Genomic DNA, 21,546 nt, shown 5'->3' with positions numbered 1-21,546 from the left:
TGTCAGCTACACCACGCCGCGGGACACGATCTTCCGCAGCGGGATCCTGCAATCTCAGGCCCAGGCTGATGCGGTGATCGCTGACGGTGTCCCGACCGACATCTCTCTGCGTCCGGATGAGCTGCGCAATATTGAAGTCGGCGTGAAGGGCTCTCTTCTGAACGGCGCCCTCAATGTCGCGGCAAGTGTGTATGACGTGAAGTTCACTGACTTGCAGGCTGCGTTCAATACATCGATCGGGTTGGCAGCCTTTGCCAACCAGGGTGACGGCAAGACTCAAGGCCTGGACGTTGAGGTCAGGTGGGAAACGCCTGTCGAAGGTCTGAGCCTGGCGGCAATTGCCAACGTGAACAAATCGGAATTCACCAATATCGTTCCTGAGTTTGCGGCAGCCGACCCACGTGCCGGTAACGGACAAACACTTTTCAACACGCCGCCGCATAACGCCCGGCTTGATCTCGATTACTACCGTCCGCTTTCCGGCAAGTGGGAGCTGAACGCAAACGCCTCAGCTACTTTCAACAATACCGGGAAGAACCAAGACGCCTCCGTGGAACTCATTGGTAACTATGAGCTCTTCGATGCGAGCGTGGGCTTCCGTCGTGACAACTACGAGATCCGGCTGTTTGGCGACAACCTGTCAGACGAGCGCGGGCCGACGGCCGCAAACGGCACGACGTTGCTTGCTGGTCCTCGGCCACGGACGATTGGCGTCCAGTTGAGGCTTCTGACGAAATAATGCGTCGCAGTTTGAGCTGAGCTGGAGGGGGCGATCTTGTTTGAGGATCGCTCCCTTCTCGGCGCACATTTTCTGTGCTCGCTTGAGGGAGAAGACGTATGGCGACCAAGGACAAGAAAGATACGGCAGCCGTCGGTCAGGGTATTGCGCGTCGTGCCGTGCTCAAGGGATCTGCACTTTTGGCTGGCGGTTTGGCAACAGCCTGCGCGACGGGCAGTGGAACCACCGCAGATGTGGCACAGGCGCCTCCTCCGAAGGAAGATGAGGGGCCGGCCGTGAGAGCAGGAAAGGATACTGCGATCGTGAACACACAATCGGGCAAAGTTGCCGGGTTCGCTCGCGATGGCATTTTCGGATTCAAGGGCATGCCCTATGGCGCGCCCACAGGTGGCGAGAACCGCTTTCTTCCACCGAAGCCGCCCGTTGGTTGGACAGGCGTGCGAAGTTCACGCCAGTACGGCCCGGTTTGTCCGCAGGACAAAGGCATGGGCCGCTTCAATGACGAAGAAGCCTTCATTTTTCAATGGAATGACAGCGTTGAGTCGGAAGACTGCCTCCGCCTGAATGTCTGGACACCCGGCCTCGAAAAGACCGCGAAGCGTCCGGTCATGGTCTGGCTCCATGGCGGCGCTTTTGCCGCTGGTTCGGGGCACGACCTGCCGGCGTTTGATGGCGAGAACCTGTCGCGGCGCGGTGACGTAATTGTGGTGACGCTCAATCACCGGCTCAATCTGCTTGGTTATCTCGATCTCTCTGCGCATGGCGACAAGTATGCGGAGTCTGGCAATGTCGGAATGCTCGATATTGTCGCCGCCCTGCAATGGGTCCGCGACAATATTGAGAGTTTTGGAGGCGATCCGGGGCGCGTGATGATCTTCGGACAGTCAGGCGGTGGGGCAAAGGTTTCCACGCTGATGGGCATGCCGGCCGCGAAGGGACTGTTCCACAATGCCGCCGTGATGAGCGGGGCGTTCGGAATGGTCAATACGACCGAGAATTCCCGCCGCCTGACGCACCTTTTTCTGAAGGAGCTGGGGCTTGATGCTTCGTCCGTACAACAGCTTCACACATTGCCCTATAATACGTTGCAAAGGGCGAGTGATGCCGTCTTGCAGCGAGAGAACGCGCCGTTTGACGGTTTTGTCGACATTCGCAAGATTCGCAACAATCTCAGCTTTGCTCCCGTTGTCGACGGGAAAGTCCTTCCGGCCTGGCCCTTCAAGGAATCGGCGCCTGCGATATCAGCCGATGTACCCATGATTATCGGAACTACGCAGAATGAGTTCGTGACCGGGATCAACAATCCGGACGCGATGGCCATGACGGAAGATGAGCTGAGCGCGAGCGTCGCGCGTGCCTTCCCGGGCCGAGCACAGGCGATCATTGCGGCATTCCAAAAGGCGGCCCCTCAGGCAAAGCCTTTCGAACTCTGGTCGCGCATTGCGACCGGGCCCATTCGCGCCGCTGCCATCCGGCAAGCGAAGGGGAAGGCGGATGGCAAAAGGGCGCCCGCCTATCTGTACGAGTTCACATGGCAAACGCCGATTCTCGATGGTCGGCCGATGGCATTCCATTGCGCGGATATCCCGTTTGCCTTCTTCAATACTGATCGTTGTGACACGATGTCTGGCGGGGGGGCAGAAGCGCGCGCGCTGAGCGCCACTATCGCAGATGCCTTTATCCATTTCGCGCGTACCGGCGACCCGAACCATGACGGATTGGTCGATTGGCCCGTTTATGAGAGTGAAACTTCACCAACGATCATGTTCGGTGAGGATGTTAAGGTGTCACTGAACAGCGATGGGGTCGCATTGTCTACGTTGGGCGATCTTTAGGCGTTTCCAAGCCTCGGAAAGCTATGCAATATTCAGCAGAACGCCGGGGGAGTCGGGCTATGCAAGAGAAGATCGAAATTGACGGCAAGGGCTATTGGCGCGCTGTTTTGCGCCTGACCCTGTCATTACTCGCGATCTGGTTCCTGGCTTCATATGGCGCGGGCATACTGTTTCGTGACTTTCTGGACCAGGTGAAGATCGGCGGCGCCCCGCTTGGTTTCTGGTTTGCGCAGAACGGCGCGATCTATGTCTTCGTTGTGCTCATTTTCTATTACTGCTGGGCCATGGGTCGCCTGGAACGCAAGTTTGGTCTGAGGGGCTGAGATGATGGATCAGGACTTCTGGACTTACTTCTTCGTTGTTCTCACATTTGGTCTCTATATCGGTATCGCGATCTAGGCGCGGGCAGGGTCGACACAGGACTTCTATGTCGCCGGGCATGACGTGCACCCGACCATCAACGGCATGGCTACGGCCGCTGACTGGATGTCTGCGGCGTCCTTCCTCTCGATGGCGGGGCTGATTGCCTTCCTCGGATATGGTGGCTCGGTCTACCTGATGGGATGGACAGGCGGCTTCGTGCTCCTGGCGCTTTTGCTCGCGCCTTTCTTGCGGGAGTTCGGAAAGTTCACGGTGCCTGACTTCGTCGGCGACCGGTATTATTCGACGACGGCGCGGGTCATCGCCGTGGTCTGTACCCTGTTCATCTCTTTTACTTATATCGCCGGCCAGATGAAGGGCGTTGGTGTTGCCTTTTCCGGATTCCTTGGCGTGCCATTCGAGTGGGGAATCGGGATCGGCATGGTGATCGTGTTCATCTATGCCGTGCTCGGCGGCATGAAGGGCGTGACCTATACGCAGGTCGCGCAATACGTGGTGATGATATTTGCCTATACCGTACCAGCGATCTTTATCTCCCTGATCATCACAGGCAATGCGATCCCGCAGCTAGGGTTCATATCCAATGTGCGTGGGGATGAGATTTCCATGCTCGACAAACTGAACGAAGTCGTCACCGGGCTGGGCTTTGGCGCATATACCGAGACAAGCAAGTCCAAGCTGGATGTCTTCGCCATTACGGGCGCGCTGATGTTCGGGACGGCTGGCCTACCTCATGTGATCGTGCGCTTCTTTACGGTGCGTAGCGCAAGTGCCGCGCGTTATTCCGCCGGTTGGGCGCTGGTGTTCATTGCGCTCCTGTATACCACGGCGCCTGCCGTTGGTGCGTTCGCGCGTCTCAACTTCATCAATACGGTCAATGATGCGACCTATATAGAAGATGGCGAAGATTACGACATGACAGCTGCGGCTATTGTCGCAGAGGGCGGCAAGCCGGTACCAGTCTGGTACAAGGACTGGGAGAAAACGGGACTGCTCTCCTATGAAGACCTGAACGGCGATGGCATCATGCAGTATCGCGGACCGAATGCGCCTGACGGACTGCAAAACGAGTTGAAGCCAAGCAATGATATCTTTGTGCTGGCGAATCCGCAGATCGCGCAGCTGCCTGGCTGGGTGGTCGGTCTAATGGTAGCTGGTGGTCTCGCCGCTGCGCTGTCCACCGCAGCGGGCCTGCTGATGGTGATATCATCGGCGGTCAGCCATGACCTTTGCCGGAAGACCCTTTTCAAGGACATGAATGACAAGACAGAGCTGAGAGTAGCACGCGGCGCAGCGGCTTCCGCTGTGTTTGCAGCTGGCTTGCTGGGGATATTCTCGTCCCAGCTCGGCTTTGTCGCACAGGTTGTCGCCTTCGCGTTCGGCCTTGCGGCCGCCTCGCTGTTTCCGACAATCTTCCTCGGCATCTTTTGGAAGCGCATGAACAGGGAAGGTGCAATCGCATCCATGATCTTCGGACTGGTCGCGACCTTCACCTACATCGTTTATTTCAAGTTCGTGGATCTGGATCCGACGCACTGGTTCCTTGGCGTATCGCCCGAAGGGATCGGCTTCCTGTTCATGCTAGGGTCGTTGGCGGTTGGTATGGCCGTGTCAGTAATAACGGCGCCACCCCCGCAGGAAATCCAGGACATCGTGGAGGATATCCGCGTTCCGGGCCTGCGGAGGACTTTATCTGTCGCGCAAGAACATTCCGCGCCCTAGCGCGCGGGTAGCAGGCAACATGCAGTCCGTCTGTGTATCAGGTGGACTGCAGTTCTGAACTTAGACGGTCACGCAGTTCGCGTTTGATGAACTTACCGCTCGCGTTGCGTGGCAGGGCGTCATCAAGGAACCAGATGTAACGGGGGACCTTGTGCTTCGCCATGACGGTAGCGCAATGGTCGCGCAGCTCCGCCTCCGTGAGGCTCTGCCCTGCATTCAGGACAATGGCGGCGCCAACTTCTTCTCCCAACCGGTCGTCCGGTACGCCGAAGACACAGCACTCTGCTATGGCAGGGTGGGTGTAGAGCGTGGACTCGACCTCCGCGCAGTAAATGTTCTCGCCGCCGCGTAGGACCATGTCTTTCTTGCGGTCGACGATGAAAATGAAGCCGTCTTCGTCAATGCGCGCGACATCACCTGTATGAAGCCATCCATCGGTAATGGAATCTGCAGTCGCTTCAGGGCGGTTGATATAGCCCTTGATGACTGAGGACCCGCGGACCCAGAGTTCACCTGTTTTACCGAGGGGAACGGTCTCGCCCATGTCATCGACGCATTTCGCTTCGAAATTCGGCATGGCGGGGCCAGCGCTGTCCGGCTTGTCGACGAAGAAGTCACCGGAGACCGACGTTATGATACCGCATGTTTCGGTCATGCCATAGCCTGTTCCGGGGCGCGCGGTGGCAACCTGGGACTCGATCTTTTTGACTAGGTCAGGCGGCACCTGCGCGCCGCCTCCCGCCAAGGACGTAAGGCTGGATGTGTTGGTTGAGGCAAAGTCGGGATGGTTGATGAGCTCGCGTGCCATGACGGGCACGCCGCTCATCGCGGTTACGCCTTCGCGCGCGATGAGGCGGAGCGCTTCGCCCGCATCCCAGCGATACATCAGCACGAGTGTGCCGCCGGCCGCGGTGACCGCGTAAGCGCCGCAATTGTTGGCGGTGACGTGGAAGAGGGGCGTCGTGATCAGGGTCACGGGGACAGGCGGATCTTCAGGAGGCGCCACGCCTGTGGCCCGCTGTGTCGCAAGCGAGGCCGAAGTGGCCGCATAGACCATGTTGAACAGGTTAGAGACGCAGCCCCGGTGCGTGAGTTGCGCACCTTTTGGGTGGCCTGTGGTGCCTGACGTGTAGAAAATGCAGCAATCGGAATCTGGGTCCACAGGGATATCCGGCATCGCTCCGTCATGCGCGATGACCTCAGACCAGGGGGTGACGTCTGCGCCAGCATCAGAAATTCGTATACCGACTAGCTTGGTTTTGTTTGCGACTTCCGGTCGTTCACGTATGCGATCAAGACGTTCGGCATCTAGAAAGACAACCTTCGGCGCCGAATCGGTGAGTGCATAGGCCATCTCTTCCGCGGTCCACCAGGCATTCATGCCAACCACGGCAATGCCACTGCAGGCGCAAGCCCAGTATATGAGCATCCATTCGGGATAGTTGCGCATGGCGATGGCCACACGGTCGCCAGCCTTGACGCCCTGGTCGGTCAACCAGGCAGCGACGGCGTTCACCTGCTCATGTGATTGAGCGTATGTAAGCCGCTCATCGCCATAGATGAGATAGGGGCGATCAGCGAATTCGGCTGTCGACAGCCAGAATTCCCGAACACTGGAAGGGGCATTCTTGTAGGTCCGGATTCGGTTGCCAAGTACTTCGGCTTCTATGATTTCAAAGTCGCCACCTGGCCCAGTCAACTCTTCACGAGCTTTCAATAATTCGGCGTAATGCATGTTTCTTCCCAATGATTTTGGGCAATCATACACGCAAGCTCACCAAGGGGAACACATGGCGCTGGGGCAAGCAGTGTGATCGGTAATTTGGCTTCGTGCGCGGGCCTGCGGGCAAAGAGGTTTTTAGTAGGTTGAATGATCAAAAAGCAGGACTCCGTTGCAAATTAAGTTTCATAATTACAGGGAACTGGGGGTCTCAATCGCGACGCCATCTATCGCGTTCGAGCACGTTTTGAGACTTTTCATTGCAGGTCGGACGCGAGATGCCGATACGGCACTTACCGCCTAGGGCTTCGCGTGGAGTGAATCCGGGGGCAATAAATGCCATCCGGCTTGCGTGCTCTGCTGTTCTTAGTGCTGCTAAAAACCAACATCTCGTGGGGTCAATTTAGGCAGGTTGATTTTAAGGTAGGCGCGACGAAATTCTGACCCAGAATTTGCCGTGAATCACTTGATTTAATAGTGAAATTCCCCCTATAATTAGGACTTAACAACTGCCGTTTACCGAGAGCGCCGCACCGTCTGATGCGCAAGCACAGGCCCATGAATTCGGCGCATTCAATTTCGGCGTTTTGCGCGTGCGGGCGACGTTTAATCAGCCTCCGCCATGAGCATCCTTGCGCAGGACAACTAGCGGCGAGATACAGGCGATCGTTCAGGCGGTCGATTAGCATTTATGAATCGGAATATCATCATTACCTGCGCCGTTACGGGGTCGGGGGATACTGCAGATCGTTCGCACCACGTGCCGGTCACGCCAAAAGAGATCGCGCATGCTTCAATCGAAGCGGCAAAGGCAGGCGCTGCCATCGCGCATATTCATGTGCGGGATCCAGAAACTGGCGCGCCGAGCCGCGATGTGTCGCTCTACCGGGAAGTTGTTGATCGTATCCGGGATGCCGATACTGATGTCGTTATCAACCTGACAACTGGCATGGGCGGTGATTTGTATCTTGGGCCTGACGCAGAGCCGCTCGACCTGACAGATGACACAGACCTTGTGGGCCAGAGGGAGCGCATGGCGCACGTCGAAGCCCTGCTGCCGGAGATATGCTCACTCGATTGCGGATCATTCAATTATCCGGGCGGAAACTATGTGTATGTCTCAACGCCAGACATGCTGCGCCTTGGCGCGAAGCGCCTCCAGAAGGTAGGCGTGAAGCCCGAGCTGGAAGTGTTCGAACTCGGCCACATCTGGTTTGCCAAGCAATTGCAGAAGGAGGGGCTCTTAGACTCCCCGCCACTCTTTCAGGTCTGCATGGGTGTTCGCTGGGCTGCCGAAGCGACGCCACGCAACTTCATGAACATGGTCGACAACCTTCCGGACGGCGCAAATTGGTCGGGGTTTGGTCTTGGGCCGGATGAAATGCCAATGGCGGCGCAGGCTGCGCTGCTGGGTGGGCATGTGCGTGTTGGTCTTGAGGACAACCTGTATCTTCAAAAGGGCACGCTTGCTTCGAATCCGCAATTGGTGGAGCGGGCGCGTTCAATCCTCGAAAACATGGGGGCGAGCATCCAATCGCCGGCCGAAGCCCGAGAGACCTTGAGGCTTACAAAGCAGGCGAAGCCCGCTCTGGCGAGAACGTCAGCATGATGTACAGTGCATACAAGGGCGTTGCGCATCCATGGCTGTGTGATGTGATGGGGCACATGACGACACGCCACTATGTGGCGATGTTCGATGATGCGTCCTATCACTTCCTGAATGAGGTCTTCGGTTGGATGCCGGGGGCCTCTGATGGCCCGGGTTGGGTGGATGTGAAACACACGATTACGTATGAGGATGAAGTGGCCGCGGGTGACCTCCTTGAGGTGCGGGCGGCCCTTGCCAAGATCGGCGGAAAGTCAATTACTGTGATCTATGAAATGCACAATCTTACCAAGGGCGGGATTGCGGCAAATCTGGAGAGTGTTTCGGTATATTTCGATCTGACGGATCGCAAGGCGATTACCATTCCAGATGCGCTTCGTGCATCGGCACAATCATTTCTGCAGCCGGGCGACACCGGCTAATCTCCAAGCATTGTCATTGCGGAAATGAAGATAGCTCAATGTAGAGATTTAATTTTGGCTATTGCAAAAGTGGGTCGATCGCGAAAACACGATACTCAACGCCGGTTCGGGTTTCGCGTCCTTCGCCTATTGCTAGGGTTTCGTTGAGCCAGGCATATTCTGGATGGCTTGTCTCGAATTGCATCTGAGAGAGAAACAGCGTCTCGCCGAATTCGCAATCGTGGCCAGCTGCGAGCCGGGCATCGACCTCGTCATTGAATTTGTAGAGGCCGGTGTAGGTGACATGAATGAGCGCATCATCATCGGTGGCGAATGTTTTGCGTACATCTAGTCTTGCGAGACCATTGGCCCCTTTGATCATCCAGTCTCCGCCGCCTGGCAGGATGCGCCCGCGGAGGCGTTCGCCTTCGAACCGTCCCTCGCCGATTATGTATGTAATCCGATGTCCGAAGGGTGTGTCACCGATGGGCTGGACTGCCGCCAGCTCATTTCGAAATGTGAGAAGCGGAACCAGTTGCACGAGTGAATATCCTATATGTCGATAATTATGTTGCCCATTTCGCTCGCCGCCTCGACGATCTCATGTGCCTTGGCTGTGTCCTCAAGCGGGATACGTTTGGCGATTGCATGGGATATCTTGCCGCTGGAGAGGGCGATGTTGAGGCCTTCAACGGTTTGCTTGCGGTCTGCTTCGCTAAGCAGGTACACGAGATACATCTTGAGCGTGACATTTTTGAACATCAGATCATAGAAAGGGAGTGCCGGTTTTGGGTCTGCCATAGAGCCATAGGTCGCGATGACTGCGCCAGCTTTGAGCACGGGAGCTACCTCCGACAGATTGCCGCCAAATTCGACCTCAACAACCCGGTCCACACCTGCTCCTTGGGTCAGGTCAGAGATCTTCTCGTGCACAGATTCCGTTTTGTAATTGATCACGTGATCTGCGCCAGCGCTTCGCGCGTGGGCGGCCTTGGCTTCGCCGCTAACCGTCGTGATAACTTTTGCACCGCCATATTTGGCGAGTTGTATCGCGTAATGACCGACAGCGCCCGCGCCGCCTGTGACCAGGATTGTCTGTCCCTCGACCGCGCCATCTGAAAATACGCCGTGATAGGCGGTGCTGGCCGGAATTCCGAGACAAGCGCCGGCGTCAAATTCCGTATTGTCAGGCAAGGGGATGGCTTGTGCGCTTGGAGTTGCGAGAAGCTCCGCGCAGGTCCCGAAAGCGCGGCGCCAGGCGGCATTCCAGATCCAGACGCGTTGGCCTATGCGGGAAGCATCAACGCCTTCGCCTACAGCTTCGATTATGCCTGCGCCGTCTGAGTGTGGAATGACTCGCGAAAAGGGGATGGGTCCGCGCAGGCCCGCGCGGGACTTCACGTCGGAAGGGTTCACCCCAGACGATTTAATCCTGACAAGGACTTCGCCCGGGCCGGCATCGGGCGATGCCATCTCTCCGAACTGCAGGACATCTTGAGCAGGGCCCGTTGCTTCATACCAGACAGCTTTCATCATCATTTCCTAAAGTTCAAAGTTGGGCCAGCGACTCTGTATGGCCATCCACACCGATGGCCTGGCCGGATATTTTCGCGCCGGCATCCGAGACCAGGAAGAAGGCCATTGCAGCGACATCATCGGCGCGAACAAAGGTTCTGAGAGAGCTTTGCCGCTGATAGTCTTCCCGGATTTTTTGAGGTGACACGCCGCGTTTGGCGGCTTCGCGCTCGATGACACCGTCTATCCTTGGACCTTCAACACTGCACGGGCAGAGGGCATTCACCCGAATTCCATAAGGTCCAAGCTCCATGGCCAGCGTCTTGGTGAGGCCGACAAGCGCCCATTTGGCTGCCGTATAGGGAGAGCGCATGGGAAAGCCGAAGAGGGCCGCATTTGAGGCCATCATGACGATTGATCCACCCCCTGAAGCTTTCAGCAGGGGGATAGCGTATTTCGCGCAATAGAATTGCGCGTTTAGATCGACATTTATCGTGCGGTGCCAGTCCTCAATGTCTACGTCCTCGCAGAGCGCGGTCGGACCGGCAATACCTGCATTGTTCACGAGTATATCGAGTCCGCCCATCGTTTGCTCGGCGGCTTTGAAGAAAGCCCCGACTGCGGTTGGATCAGCTACGTCGACTTCAAATCCATGAAGGCTGGCGTAGCTGCCGCTCAGCCGAGATATGGCAGCGCCATCCACATCACAGATGCAAACAGTTGCGCCCTGTTCGAGAAAGTGGCGCGCCATAGCGAGTCCTATGCCGTTTGCGCCCGCCGTAATGACAACGCGCTTGCCCTTAAGAAGCCCTGAGGAGTCAGAAACCATTTCGTTTACTCTGTGTCGGTTGGATCGTCTCGCCTGCGCTTTTCGAGTGCAGGCGAGGATAGGGTCGGAGCATTAGAAGCGCTGGTAGAAACTCACGCCGATCGTTCGTGGGCGATTTGTCGTTATCCGCTCGTCATAGGTGGCTGCATTGCGATTGAGTTCGGCGCGTTCATCCGCAACGTTGGTGACGTAGAGGCTTGCACCCCAGGCGTCGCGATCAATTCCGGTCGACAGGTTCACGATGGAATAGGCATCCTGTTCCTGGCGCGCTGCGACGAAGAGGTCGTTGTAGCGCTTGCCAACATACCGATAGCTGCCCTGAGCAAAGGCATCATTACCCATGAAGTCGAACTCGTAACGCCCGGTCAGCGCCAACTTGAGTTTAGGTATATCGGGAAGCTCAGTCCCGGCAGGGGCGTCGACATTCTGCCCAGACAAGTTGCGGATATAGTCTTCGGTCAGTTCTGCCTCGATCCAGGATGCGGCTCCGTTGATCTGGAAACCTCCTGCAAGGAGCAGAGAGAAGTCCGTCTCGATGCCGCGCGACCGGGCTGTGCCAACATTGGCTGTCAGGCCGAGGGGCGATTCTGCAGGATCGAACCGGGTGATTTGGATGTCATCCCAGTCCATATTGAAGATGGCGCCGTTCCAGCGCGCACGTCCGTCCCAGAAGGTCGTCCTCCAGCCAGCCTCATAATTTGTGATGAGATCTGATTTGTAGACAGCAGGAATATTGGACGTCGAGGCGCGGTTGTTGCCGCCAGGGCGGAAGCCTTCGGAATAGGTTACGTACAACAGAGCGTCCGGCGTGAAATTGTAGCTGAGATTGCCTTTGAAGACATCGCCACTTTCGCCGGAAGATAGATCAACGAGCGGGCTGCCTGAGAATAGTGTTCCCACGGCACCTTTGAGGTCGCTTTCGGTCTCAAAGAAGCGTGCGCCGATTGTCCCGGTCAACTTCTCGGTAAAATCGAAGGCAACTTCACCAAAGAGCGCCTTTTCCTTTTCCTTTCGAGCCTGATCGGTGATGAAGTAGGCATCATCAGGATAACCGCTAAGTAGCGGGTTGGCATTCACACTCCGGTCCGCAGGAATCGTCGGGATATGCCAGACGTTCAGATAGTCGTGCTCAGCGTCCTGATAGAACAAGCCCGCAATGAAACGCAGGCGTTCGGACTCATCGTTTTGGATGCGCAGTTCGTGCGTCATCGTTTTGTACTTGTCGTCACTGTCATACTGGATGCGCGGGTCGGTACAGGTCAACTCGTCCAGCGTGCCTGAGCTGTAGCAAGAATAGTAAGGTATGTAGGCGGAATATTCTGCATAGGCAGAATAGTCGACATTATACTCGACTTCACGGTCGAGATAGGAGCCGGCATAGGTGAGCTGAAGCGCGCCGACATTGCCTTCGACAGAGAGGCCAGCCTGAGTGAACTTGTCCTGACCGCTATCATCGAAGAAGCGGGCGACTTCTAGGTCTCCGATATCCTCCGGATCGTGATCCCACACACCATTAGTCTTCTGGCGCTGATGCATGACTTTCGCCGTGGCAGTCCAGTTTTCGTTGAGGTCGATCTTCAGGGCAGCGCGCGCGCCAGTATTCTCCTCGGTGTTGAAATCATCTTCTACGTATGCGGCATTGTCGACAGTGATGTTGCCGTAGGTGAATGTTTGAGTTGCTGGGACGTTGTCGATATAGCCGCCATCCTTGGAGTGCCATCCGACGATACGGAGGGCTGCTTTCTCGCCGAGTGGCAGGTTTGCAAATCCTTCCACTGAGTAGCTCTCGCTGCCTTCCTTGGTCGTTCCGACGGACAAGTCATAACCAGCTTCAAAGCCTGCGCTGCTTGGGGCGTTGGTGATGATCCTCAGCGTCCCGGCCTGGGATCCTGCCCCATAAAGCGTGCCTTGTGGGCCCGCGACAGCCTCGACGCGCGCGATATCGTACATATGCACATCAAGCACGCGGCCGATCGTGGTGACGGGCTGGTCGTCGAGATAGACGGCGACGCTGGGGCTTGACCCGGACTTGTTGCCGTCGCCGCCGGAGGAGATGCCGCGCATGAAGACTTGCGAGTTGCCAGGCCCCTGGCCAGCGAATGAGACGCTTGGCAGCAGCGCGACATAGTCTTCAAAGTTTGTAACGCCTTGGGAGGCAAGTTCGGAGCCGCCAAGCACCTGAAGGCTGGCGGGAACGTCTTGGAGGTTTTCAGTTCGCTTCTGCGCTGTCACGGTAACCGTTTGCAGTTTCATGGTCGAAGACTTGTCTGGCGTACCCTCTTGTGCGGCGCTTTGGCCTGCTGCAACCACGCTGGCGAGCGCGAATGCTGACGCTTGTGCAAGCAGCTGCTGCCGACTTGTCCACATTTGGTATGACACTTTTTTATCCTCCCTGAAGCAGCTCATCCGATATTTCGGTACGGAGCCTGCCTGACAATTTTTTACGGCTCATGCGGGTGCCTTCGCACAAGAAGCGAGCGCGGCTCTCCCATCCTCCATGGCTAGTGGGACGCTGCTTCGGTGACAAAAGATGATTTGTCACGAATACATGAATACAATTCATGCGATGGGCAGAAGCTAAGCGAGGATCAGGCTGTTATGCACTTTATCTAAGGGGGAATAGAAGTGATGTGCGCGCGGTGAGGTCAACATTTTCTATTGCTTGTAGGATCACAGTGTTTCGCCAAGCGCGGTTTTAAGAGGGCTCAGCCATGGTTCATAATTTTCCCATTGGTCCAGTCCGGACGTGAATATCGGCTGGCGCACCTGTTCTGAACTCGCTGTTTTCACCGCGCGGCGATTCTCATAGAATCGAAGGCAGGCCTCCTCAAAGGGAAGGCCGCAATGCGCCAGAAGCCTCCGGACCTGTGTTTCGGTGTCCGCCACCACATCTTCATATTGCATGTGAAGGACATGGCCCGGCAGCACGTGATGCCAGTGCCGCATCAACCTGACATAATCGGCATAATAGCGACCGATATCCGTCAGATTATATGTGAAATGCTGCCCCTTGGCGAAGAGCTGCTTGTATCCACTGAAGCAGCAGGCGAGGGGATGGCGCCGTGCATCAATTATCGTCGCATTGGGCAGGATCAGTTTGATCAGGCCAATATGGGCGAAATTGTTTGGCATCTTGTCGATGAAGAAGGGCGCGTCGGTCCTGTGGATGCGCGTCCGCTCTATGTATTCCTCGCCGAGGGCGGTGAGGTCTGAATCTGTCAGGCCGCTTATGCCGAGAGGGTAATTCGATTGATCTCCGGCGCGTTTCTTGTCCGCGATGCGGCGGGCTATGGAAATGATGTCCGGTAGTTCCTGAGTGCCTTCGACCTGACTATGGCTGGCCAGGATTTGCTCCAGCAGGGTCGAGCCTGCTCGCGGGAGCCCAATGATGAAGATTGGGGCCCGGCTCTGGTAGCCGGCATTTTGTCTGGACGCAAAGATGCTCGCTGCAAAATAGTCGGAGAGCTTTGCCATGTCGGCCTGGTTCTCGTCGGCATTGTAAGCAACGAGGCGCCGCTTGATGGCGTTGCCGCGTCGGTACCAAGTGAAAGACTCCTCATATTCTCCCCGGTCTTCGAGCGCTTTACCGAGTGCGAATGCGAGATGATAATAGTCTTCGCGGTCTATCGTCTCGCGGGCGGCGACGCGGCGCATTGTATCGATCTCTTCATCCGAGAAACGAAAGGTCTTGAGGTTCGCGAGGCTCCAGTAGGCATCGCCGAGATCGCCCCGCATGGCGCGTGCCGCATTATAGGCGGCGATGGCTTCATCTTGGTCTCCGACAGTTTTCAAGCTATGCCCGAGGCTCATTTGGAGCCCCGCAGTGGCAGGCGCACGCGCAAGTACGTCACGATAGATGGCGATAGCGCTGGTATGATCACCAATGCGCACCAGTGTGTTTGCTTTCAGAACAAGATAGCCGGGTTGCGCGGGCTCAGAAGCGAGCAGCGCATCGAGTTCAGTCAGTGCTGCTTCGAATTTGCCCCGACGTCCGAGAGCATTCGCATAGCTTCCGCGCGCCAGGCGAAAGTCGGGTGCCAGTTGAAGGGCTCGCTCCAGCAACGCCTCGGCATCCTCGAGGCGACCGACCTCCATGCCGATCTCGGCGAGCAGACGCATTGCGTTCACATCGAGAGGGTCTCGTTTGAGGACGATGCGGCAAAGTGGTTCTGCTTTGCCAAACGCGCCAGCCATTATGTGGCTTGCGGCCTCGATCAGTTCAGGGTGGCCAGCGGCCCGCAAGGCGTCAGCCTCCGCCAAGCGCACATCTGAGGATTTGTCTGTCATCCAGGCAGACTGGCCGAGATGGCGCTGACTGACAAAGGTAAAATTGCATCTGGCCCTTGAAAAAATCTCATGTCACATTGCAATTTATGAAACGAACGCTTCCTCCCCTTACCGCCCTAAAAGCATTTGAGGCGGCTGCGAGGCTCGGCTCGTTCCGCCAAGCGGCTGAAGAGTTGAGCGTCTCTCAGTCTGCCATCTCTCATCAGGTGAAGCATCTTGAAGAGCAGTTGGGTGTTGAGCTTTTTGTGCGCACGCCGCGTGCCGTTGAGCTGAGTCCTGCAGGTGCTGAGTATTTTCCAATCATACGGGAGGCATTTGACCGGATCGCTGACGGCACTCAGCAACTCCTCAGTCCCCAGGAAGAAAATATCCTTACCGTTCAGATGTATTCGACATTCGCAGTCCGCTGGCTGATGCCACGACTGCATACATTCCAACAGGTGCATCAGGACATAAAGGTTAGGGTGAACTCCTCGCAGATGGACGCAGACTTTTCGGAGCACGGAATAGATCTTGCTCTCATGATAGGCCAGCGCCGTCGTAGCGGGATACATTATGAATATCTCTTTTCTCCGACAATGCTTGCGGTTTGCAGTCCGCGCTACAAGGAGAAATCGGACCTTGAAGGTCGACGACTTGAATGGCCCTCAGATCTTTCAAATCATCCCATCCTGCAGGTTTACCCGTCCGCCAATGACTGGCTAGTCTGGCTTGAGGCCAACAAGGTTGATGATGTCGATCCGGATGCCGGGTTACGCTTTGACAGCTATGATCACGCTCTGAAAATGGCTTCAAGAGGGATGGGTGTTGCCTTGGCTATGCAGCCTTATGTTGCAGAGGATATCGAGGCTGGGCATCTGGTCGATATATTCCCGGAGCGACGCGTGCGTACGATCGGCCACTGGTTTGTTACCTACCCCAAAGAACGCGCAAGCATTCGCAAAATCCGCCTGTTCCAGGAATGGCTGAAGGATCAGATTGCCGAGGACGAGACACTCGCGCCCTTGATCGACCCCGCTATGGCTGCGCCCGGTGTTGCAGAGGGATGAGCTAAATTCATCTATAAGCGAAGTTTATTCGTTTGTCGCAAAGTTCTGTCGGCGCATAAACCGGACTCTGGACGAGTCCATCCAAGTGACTTGCCGATGGGGAGACTTGCAAAATGTGGCAACGCGCACAGCTGATCACAGCTTTGGCGATAGGCACCGTCGCCTGCCTTTCAGGTTGCCTGGACTCGAAGTCACGGTTTTCGGCGGACACTGCGCCAACGATGGTTGCTGGCGGAGAGACGCTGGTAGGCGTCAAGTTGGAGTCTGGAATTTCGGCTTATCTGGGCGTGCCATATGCGGCTGCGCCGGTAGGTGACCTGCGTTGGCGCCCAGCCGAGCCGCATGTAGTAAGGCAGGGCAGTATTGATACCTCGCATTACGGACCGGCGTGTCCTCAAAGTCAGGGCAATCCTGAATGGTACCGGATGGTGGCAGAGGGGTTCGGCCATGACGCCGCGGCTATTCCAGACCTCACAAACATGGACGAGGATTGTCTTTATCTGAACATATGGACACCAAGCCGCGAAGGTTCGGCAGCGTTGCCTATAATGATCTGGGTACATGGCGGCAGCAATGTGAATGGGTGGGCATATGAGCCAAACTATATTGGTGCCCGGCTCGCGGGGCAGGGAGTTGTCGTCGTCTCCATAAACTATCGCATGGGTTCACTTGGTTTCCTGCCTGTTCCCTTTGAGGGGGCAGGCGATATGCCTTCAGGAAATTACGGCATCTCCGACATCATCGCGGCTGTCCAATGGGTGCGAGACAATTCGGCGGCATTCGGTGGAGACTCCGATAACATCACGCTATTCGGTGAATCGGCCGGCGCTGCTGATATTTATGCCCTGCTAAAAAGTCCACAAGCGGATGGAATATTCCGGCGTGCTATTCTGGAAAGTGGCGCACTGGGGCCGGGCGACATGCCTTCTTTTGACATTGCTCAGGCGCGGGCGAAAGAGATGTTCTCCAAGGCAAATATTACCAGCGTTGAGGCCGCGCGCGCGCTTCCGTGGCAGGACCTCGTGGATCTCCACAATGCGACGGGGGTAGATTATTACCACGGTCCTGTCGTGGATGGATATTGGGTGAACGACACTGAGCGCTTCCATGACGATGTGGATGTCATCGTGGGTAGCAACCTGAACGAGATGCTTATGTACATTGGTGGATCGGACGCGGAAATGCTTGCCGAGGGCCTGGCAGATTATCCAGTAGATATTCGCTCCTCGCTTCTGGCCCTTCCCATGTTTGAAAATCGATCTGCCCAAGAGATCGCGGATGTATTGTCCACGGCTTCGCAATTCCATTGCCCCTCCAGAAGGATAGCGGACATGGCTGCTGGACGGGGAAAGGACTCATTTCTCTATCGCTTTACACGCAAGCGGGTGGGCGCCGATGCCTATGGTGTCTATCATGGCGCGGAAATTCCCTACGTCTTCGATACGCACGACGATTGGCTGCCAACCAATGCAGATGATCGCAAGTTGACGGCGACTATGATGGCGTACTGGAGCAATTTCGCACGCAGCGGAAACCCGAATGGGCTTGGATTGCCGGAGTGGCCGGTGCATGCGCCCGGTCAGAATGTTGTGCAGGAGCTAGGCGACCATGTGGGCGCTACAGATGATTTCATGGCGCCGCTTTGTGATGCGCTGAACGGGAGCAATTGATGACAGGCAAGCCTATCGACAAGACTGTCTTCGCGCTGGCTGTCGCCACATCGCTGCTAGTCTCAATTCCTCTTATCCTGTTCAGCAATTCGATAGGTCCCGGAATTGTTGAGCTCTATGACTGGACGGCCAGTAATCTCGGCATCATTTATCAGTGGGCGGCCATTGGTGCGATGGCTACCGCCGGGTATCTCGCATTCGGTCCGTATGGTCATATCAAGCTGGGCGCCAAGGATGACGTCCCGGACTTCTCGACACTGAGTTGGGTCGCCATGCTCTTCTCGGCAGGTGTCGGCGGCGGTCTTCTGTACTGGGCTGGTATCGAGTGGACCTATTACTATGAAGCGCCGCCCTTTGGCGTTGAGCCTAGGTCAGCTGAAGCTATTCGATGGGCGACGAGCTATGGCCTGTTTCACTGGGGCATCAGCGCTTGGTGTATTTACGGCCTTCCCTCGGTAGCGCTTGCCTACGCCTTCTATAACAAAGGCGTGCCGTACCTGCGTTTCAGCGCAGCAATATTGGGCGACAAGTGCACGACCTCGCCATGGGGAAAGCCTCTCGACCTGATCTTCATGATCGGTCTGATCGGCGGGGCAGGCACGTCACTTGCCCTCACTGTGCCTGTCATTTCTGCCGGTATGGCGGAACTGTTGGGCATTGCGCGATCAACGGCTATGGACCTGATCGTTATTGCGGTCTGTGTCGGCCTCTTCGGGGTGTCCGTTTATCTTGGCCTCGAGAGGGGGATCAAGCGTCTCTCCGATACCAATTTGTGGCTAGCCTTGCTCTTCCTGGCATTCATCCTGATCGTCGGCCCTACCGGCTTCATCCTCACGATGGGTACCGAAAGCCTCGGGCACATGATGTCGAACATGTTCACCATGATCACCTATACCGACCCGATCGAGAAAACCGGGTTCGTGCAGGACTGGACGATTTTCTACTGGGCCTGGTGGATTGCGTTTGCGCCCTTTGTAGGCATTTTCGTCACGCGCATCTCGAAGGGACGCACAATTCGGCAAGTTCTGCTTGGCATGTCCCTATTGGGAAGCCTCGGGGTGTGGACCTTCTATATCATATTCGGGAATTACGCGTTGCATCTCGAACTCACGGGGGCGCTGCCCGTTGTCGATATGGTCCACGAAGACGCGCCAGCCGCCATTGCAGCCATCATAGCCCACCTTCCGCTTGGCAAGGTTGCGCTGGCAATCTTTGTGGCTGTGACGACTGTCTTTGTAGCGACGACATATGATTCTGCCAGCTACACGCTGGCGTCTGCCGCGACGCAGGCTTTGCATGCTGGTGAAGATCCCGCTCGCTGGCATCGGCTTTTCTGGGCGGGCGTGCTGGGGCTGCTTCCCGTTGGCCTCATGTTTATTGGCGGATTGAAGGTTGTTCAGTCGGCCGTGCTTCTGGCGGGTCTGCCAATAGCAATCGCTGGCGTATTTATGGTGCGCTCACTGCTTCGGTGGTTGAAGGAAGATGCTTCAGCCATCGAAAAGGCTTAGCCGTAAGTGCCTGTTCCTAAATGAGCGCGGTATCTTAAAGAACGATTAGTCGGCATCGCTCTCCGGCAAATCGGATGCGGTATTTTGCATTTCTCGCCACTCATCCCGCATGCCGATATAAAGGCTTAGGCAGCACGCGAGCAGGATGACTGTGAATGGCAAGGCCGCCGTTATCGTGCCGGCCTGAAGTGATCTCAGCACGTCTGTTCCGCCACCATACAGCAAGGCGGAAGCTGTCAGCCCCAACATGCAGGCCCAGAACACACGTTGGGCGACCGGCGCATCCGTCTTTCCGCCGCTCGTGATCGTGTCGACGACCAGCGCGCCGGAGTCTGCCGACGTTACGATAAAGACGATCAGTAGAAGAATGGCGATGCCTGATGTGACTTCCGGAAAGGGCATATCGTGAAGCATTTCAAATAAGGTGATCGACGCACTTGTCATGTCGCCTGCTAGTTCGCCCGTGCCGGACTTATGTTGGGCGATAGCGGTCTCCCCGAAGGCAGAAAACCAAATGATGCAGATCGTGAAAGGTGCAATCAACACGACAGAAAAATACTCGCGCACGGTGCGTCCGCGCGAGATGCGTGCGATGAACATGCCCACGAATGGCGACCAGGATATCCACCAGGCCCAGTAGAAAATTGTCCAGTCATGGAACCAGACAATATCTTCGCGTCCAACCCACGTGGTAAGGGCAGGCGTGTCGATGATATAATCTAGCAGGTTGGTCCCAATTCCGGTGAATATGACCAGCGTTGGCCCAGCGATAATGACGAACATGAGCAATGCGAAAGCTACGCTCATATTTATATTGCTCAGCAATTTGACGCCACCATCCAGGCCTCGAAGCACGGACAGGACGGCGAGGCCTGTCATTGCAAGGATGAGAAGAATCTGGATCAAGCGCGTCTGTTCAAAACCGAAAAGGTAAGCAAGTCCGCTCGTCGCTTGCGTCGCGCCAATGCCGATGGTTGTCGCGAGTCCGAAGACTGTCGACACGACGGCGAAAAGGTCAATGATGTGGCCAGGCCATCCCCATACGCGCTCGCCGAGTATGGGGTAAAAGGCGGACCGGATACTTAGCGGAAGCCCTTTGTTGTGGGCGAAGAAGCCCAATGAAAGGCCAACGATTGCGTAAATGGCCCAAGGTGCCACGCCCCAGTGGAATATCGTGGCACTAAAGGCGAGGCGCTCTGCAGCCGGCGTTCCGGGCTCGACGGCTAGCGGTGTCCCGGCCCAATCCGTGTAATATGCAAGGGGCTCAGCTGCGCCATAGAACATGAAGCCGATTCCCACGCCCGCAGCGAAAAGCATCGCGACCCATGAGTGAATCTTGAAATCAGGTATGGCCGTGGGGCCGCCCAGACGTATGCGACCGAGCGGGCTGATGGCCAGTGAGAGCGAGAACAGAAGGACGATCACCGGCGTGATGGCAAATAGCCAATCTGCGCTTTGCAGAGTCCATGTTTTGGCGTTGGCCATGGCGAGGCTCGACGCCTCTGGAAAGATCAATGAGACGGCCGAAAACAGGATGACCAATGCTGCGCTCGTAAAGAAGACCGGGTTATGAACATCCAGTCCAATCACCTCCACATTGTCCTGCCCAATCTCATATTCGGTTTCGTATGGGTTGCTCGCGGAGAGATCAGGTTCATCGTCGGGCAGTACGGGAGGAATTGAGGTCATCCCCGCCTATTACAGATTTCTTCTCGATAATCAAAATGATCTCACGGCTATGATGCATTGCCTCGCGCAAGATTTCGTAAATACCATGACAAATTAGGGCCCTGTGTAGCCTCTTGTCAGGTGCTATAGGAAATGTCGGTCGATAACCTTTCTCTTATCAAGACAAAAATTAGCGCCCCTTTGCGAGCTACCGCCCTCGATAGATCGCCCTATCCGCTGCATGAAACATTTTCGCACAGTTTCAGCGATCTTCCTGGCTGGGAGCAATCGATACTGATTTATGAATTGGAAAACTTCGACTTCGCTATTGAATGCCGAGATCCTTGATGCTGCTCCGGTCCCTGATATTAGTGATCTCCGCCCAAGCCCCTCAGGGCATTTTATTTCCCTTCTCGAAGTCTGCTTTGGGGATTCTTCGCATCGACTCTGATCACCGCTTTCGGATCTTGTGAGCGAAGTAGGTGCCGAAACGATCGAGCCAGACGGACGCGTTCATGGCAAATCTCGATCCCACGCTCGTGGAGGAGGTCTTCTACATTGAGCAGAGACAGCGGGAATCGGACATATATCATCACGCCAAGCTGGATGATCTCAC

The 21,546-nt window shown here is 56.2% G+C and carries 15 protein-coding genes and 2 pseudogenes; 9 read left to right on the top strand and 8 right to left on the bottom strand.

Features of this window, described 5'->3' with window-relative positions; genetic code table 11:
* The 4 genes and pseudogenes from HOC_RS18465 to HOC_RS18450 form a co-directional block, all read left to right on the top strand.
* Positions 1-739, top strand: a 739-nt coding sequence (locus tag HOC_RS18465) for a TonB-dependent receptor domain-containing protein (protein ID WP_035541303.1), incomplete at its 5' end; no start/stop codon positions are given.
* Positions 740-837: 98 nt separating this feature from the next.
* Positions 838-2,574, top strand: a complete 1,737-nt coding sequence (locus HOC_RS18460) for a carboxylesterase/lipase family protein (RefSeq protein WP_084146450.1) — start codon at positions 838-840, stop codon at positions 2,572-2,574.
* 59 nt (positions 2,575-2,633) lie between these two features.
* The gene (locus tag HOC_RS18455) at positions 2,634-2,897 is read left to right on the top strand and encodes a DUF4212 domain-containing protein (protein WP_035541302.1); all 264 of its coding nucleotides are present in this window, start codon (positions 2,634-2,636) and stop codon (positions 2,895-2,897) included.
* Positions 2,898-2,901: 4 nt separating this feature from the next.
* Positions 2,902-4,677, top strand: a pseudogene (locus HOC_RS18450) (sodium:solute symporter family protein).
* Between the two features lie 37 nt (positions 4,678-4,714).
* Here the strand turns inward: HOC_RS18450 and HOC_RS18445 are convergent.
* Positions 4,715-6,412, bottom strand: coding sequence for a class I adenylate-forming enzyme family protein (locus HOC_RS18445; protein WP_035541301.1), 1,698 nt, complete (start codon positions 6,410-6,412; stop codon positions 4,715-4,717).
* A gap of 676 nt (positions 6,413-7,088) precedes the next feature.
* Between HOC_RS18445 and HOC_RS18440 the strand changes: the two genes are divergently transcribed.
* The gene (locus HOC_RS18440; RefSeq protein WP_035541299.1) at positions 7,089-8,006 is read left to right on the top strand and encodes a beta-keto acid cleavage family enzyme; all 918 of its coding nucleotides are present in this window, start codon (positions 7,089-7,091) and stop codon (positions 8,004-8,006) included.
* Positions 8,003-8,425 (top strand): acyl-CoA thioesterase, encoded by a 423-nt coding sequence (locus HOC_RS18435; protein WP_206741612.1) that lies wholly within the window; start codon positions 8,003-8,005, stop codon positions 8,423-8,425. Before HOC_RS18440 ends, HOC_RS18435 begins: the two co-directional genes overlap by 4 nt.
* 58 nt (positions 8,426-8,483) lie before the next feature.
* Here HOC_RS18435 and HOC_RS18430 read toward each other — a convergent pair whose 3' ends face one another.
* From HOC_RS18430 to HOC_RS18410, 5 genes are all read right to left on the bottom strand, one after another.
* Positions 8,484-8,945 (bottom strand): DUF3237 domain-containing protein, encoded by a 462-nt coding sequence (locus HOC_RS18430; RefSeq protein ID WP_051625090.1) that lies wholly within the window; start codon positions 8,943-8,945, stop codon positions 8,484-8,486.
* Positions 8,946-8,956: 11 nt separating this feature from the next.
* Complete coding sequence (locus HOC_RS18425; protein ID WP_206741611.1) at positions 8,957-9,943, bottom strand: NADPH:quinone reductase; 987 nt, start codon at positions 9,941-9,943, stop codon at positions 8,957-8,959.
* A 10-nt stretch (positions 9,944-9,953) separates the two neighbouring features.
* A complete protein-coding gene (locus HOC_RS18420) occupies positions 9,954-10,748 on the bottom strand; it encodes an SDR family oxidoreductase (RefSeq protein WP_035541294.1) in 795 nt (264 codons plus the stop codon).
* A 72-nt stretch (positions 10,749-10,820) separates the two neighbouring features.
* Positions 10,821-13,127 carry a TonB-dependent receptor gene (locus HOC_RS18415; RefSeq protein WP_206741610.1) on the bottom strand — a complete coding sequence of 769 codons (2,307 nt, stop codon included), beginning with the start codon at positions 13,125-13,127 and terminating at the stop codon, positions 10,821-10,823.
* Between the two features lie 291 nt (positions 13,128-13,418).
* Positions 13,419-15,035, bottom strand: coding sequence for a tetratricopeptide repeat-containing sulfotransferase family protein (locus HOC_RS18410; RefSeq protein ID WP_035541290.1), 1,617 nt, complete (start codon positions 15,033-15,035; stop codon positions 13,419-13,421).
* Positions 15,036-15,091: 56 nt separating this feature from the next.
* Here HOC_RS18410 and gcvA point away from each other — a divergent pair, with 56 nt between their 5' ends.
* The 3 genes from gcvA to HOC_RS18395 all read left to right on the top strand — a co-directional run bounded on the left by gcvA (position 15,092) and on the right by HOC_RS18395 (position 19,262).
* Positions 15,092-16,084: a transcriptional regulator GcvA gene (gcvA, locus tag HOC_RS18405; RefSeq protein ID WP_206741609.1), complete on the top strand. Its 993-nt coding sequence runs from the start codon at positions 15,092-15,094 to the stop codon at positions 16,082-16,084.
* 113 nt (positions 16,085-16,197) lie between these two features.
* Complete coding sequence (locus HOC_RS18400) at positions 16,198-17,754, top strand: carboxylesterase/lipase family protein (RefSeq protein ID WP_084146449.1); 1,557 nt, start codon at positions 16,198-16,200, stop codon at positions 17,752-17,754.
* A complete protein-coding gene (locus HOC_RS18395; RefSeq protein ID WP_035541287.1) occupies positions 17,754-19,262 on the top strand; it encodes a BCCT family transporter in 1,509 nt (502 codons plus the stop codon). Before HOC_RS18400 ends, HOC_RS18395 begins: the two co-directional genes overlap by 1 nt.
* Positions 19,263-19,307: 45 nt before the next feature.
* Here the strand turns inward: HOC_RS18395 and HOC_RS18390 are convergent, their stop codons facing one another.
* Both HOC_RS18390 and HOC_RS22990 read right to left on the bottom strand, forming a co-directional pair.
* The gene (locus tag HOC_RS18390) at positions 19,308-20,951 is read right to left on the bottom strand and encodes a BCCT family transporter (RefSeq protein ID WP_051625087.1); all 1,644 of its coding nucleotides are present in this window, start codon (positions 20,949-20,951) and stop codon (positions 19,308-19,310) included.
* Between the two features lie 433 nt (positions 20,952-21,384).
* Positions 21,385-21,546 (bottom strand): annotated as a pseudogene (locus tag HOC_RS22990) (IS6 family transposase); the annotation flags it as partial.

Source organism: Hyphomonas oceanitis SCH89 (assembly GCF_000685295.1).
GTDB lineage: Bacteria > Pseudomonadota > Alphaproteobacteria > Caulobacterales > Hyphomonadaceae > Hyphomonas > Hyphomonas oceanitis.
Note: the sequence above shows the minus strand (reverse complement) of the source record. Positions and strands in the feature narration are given on the sequence as shown.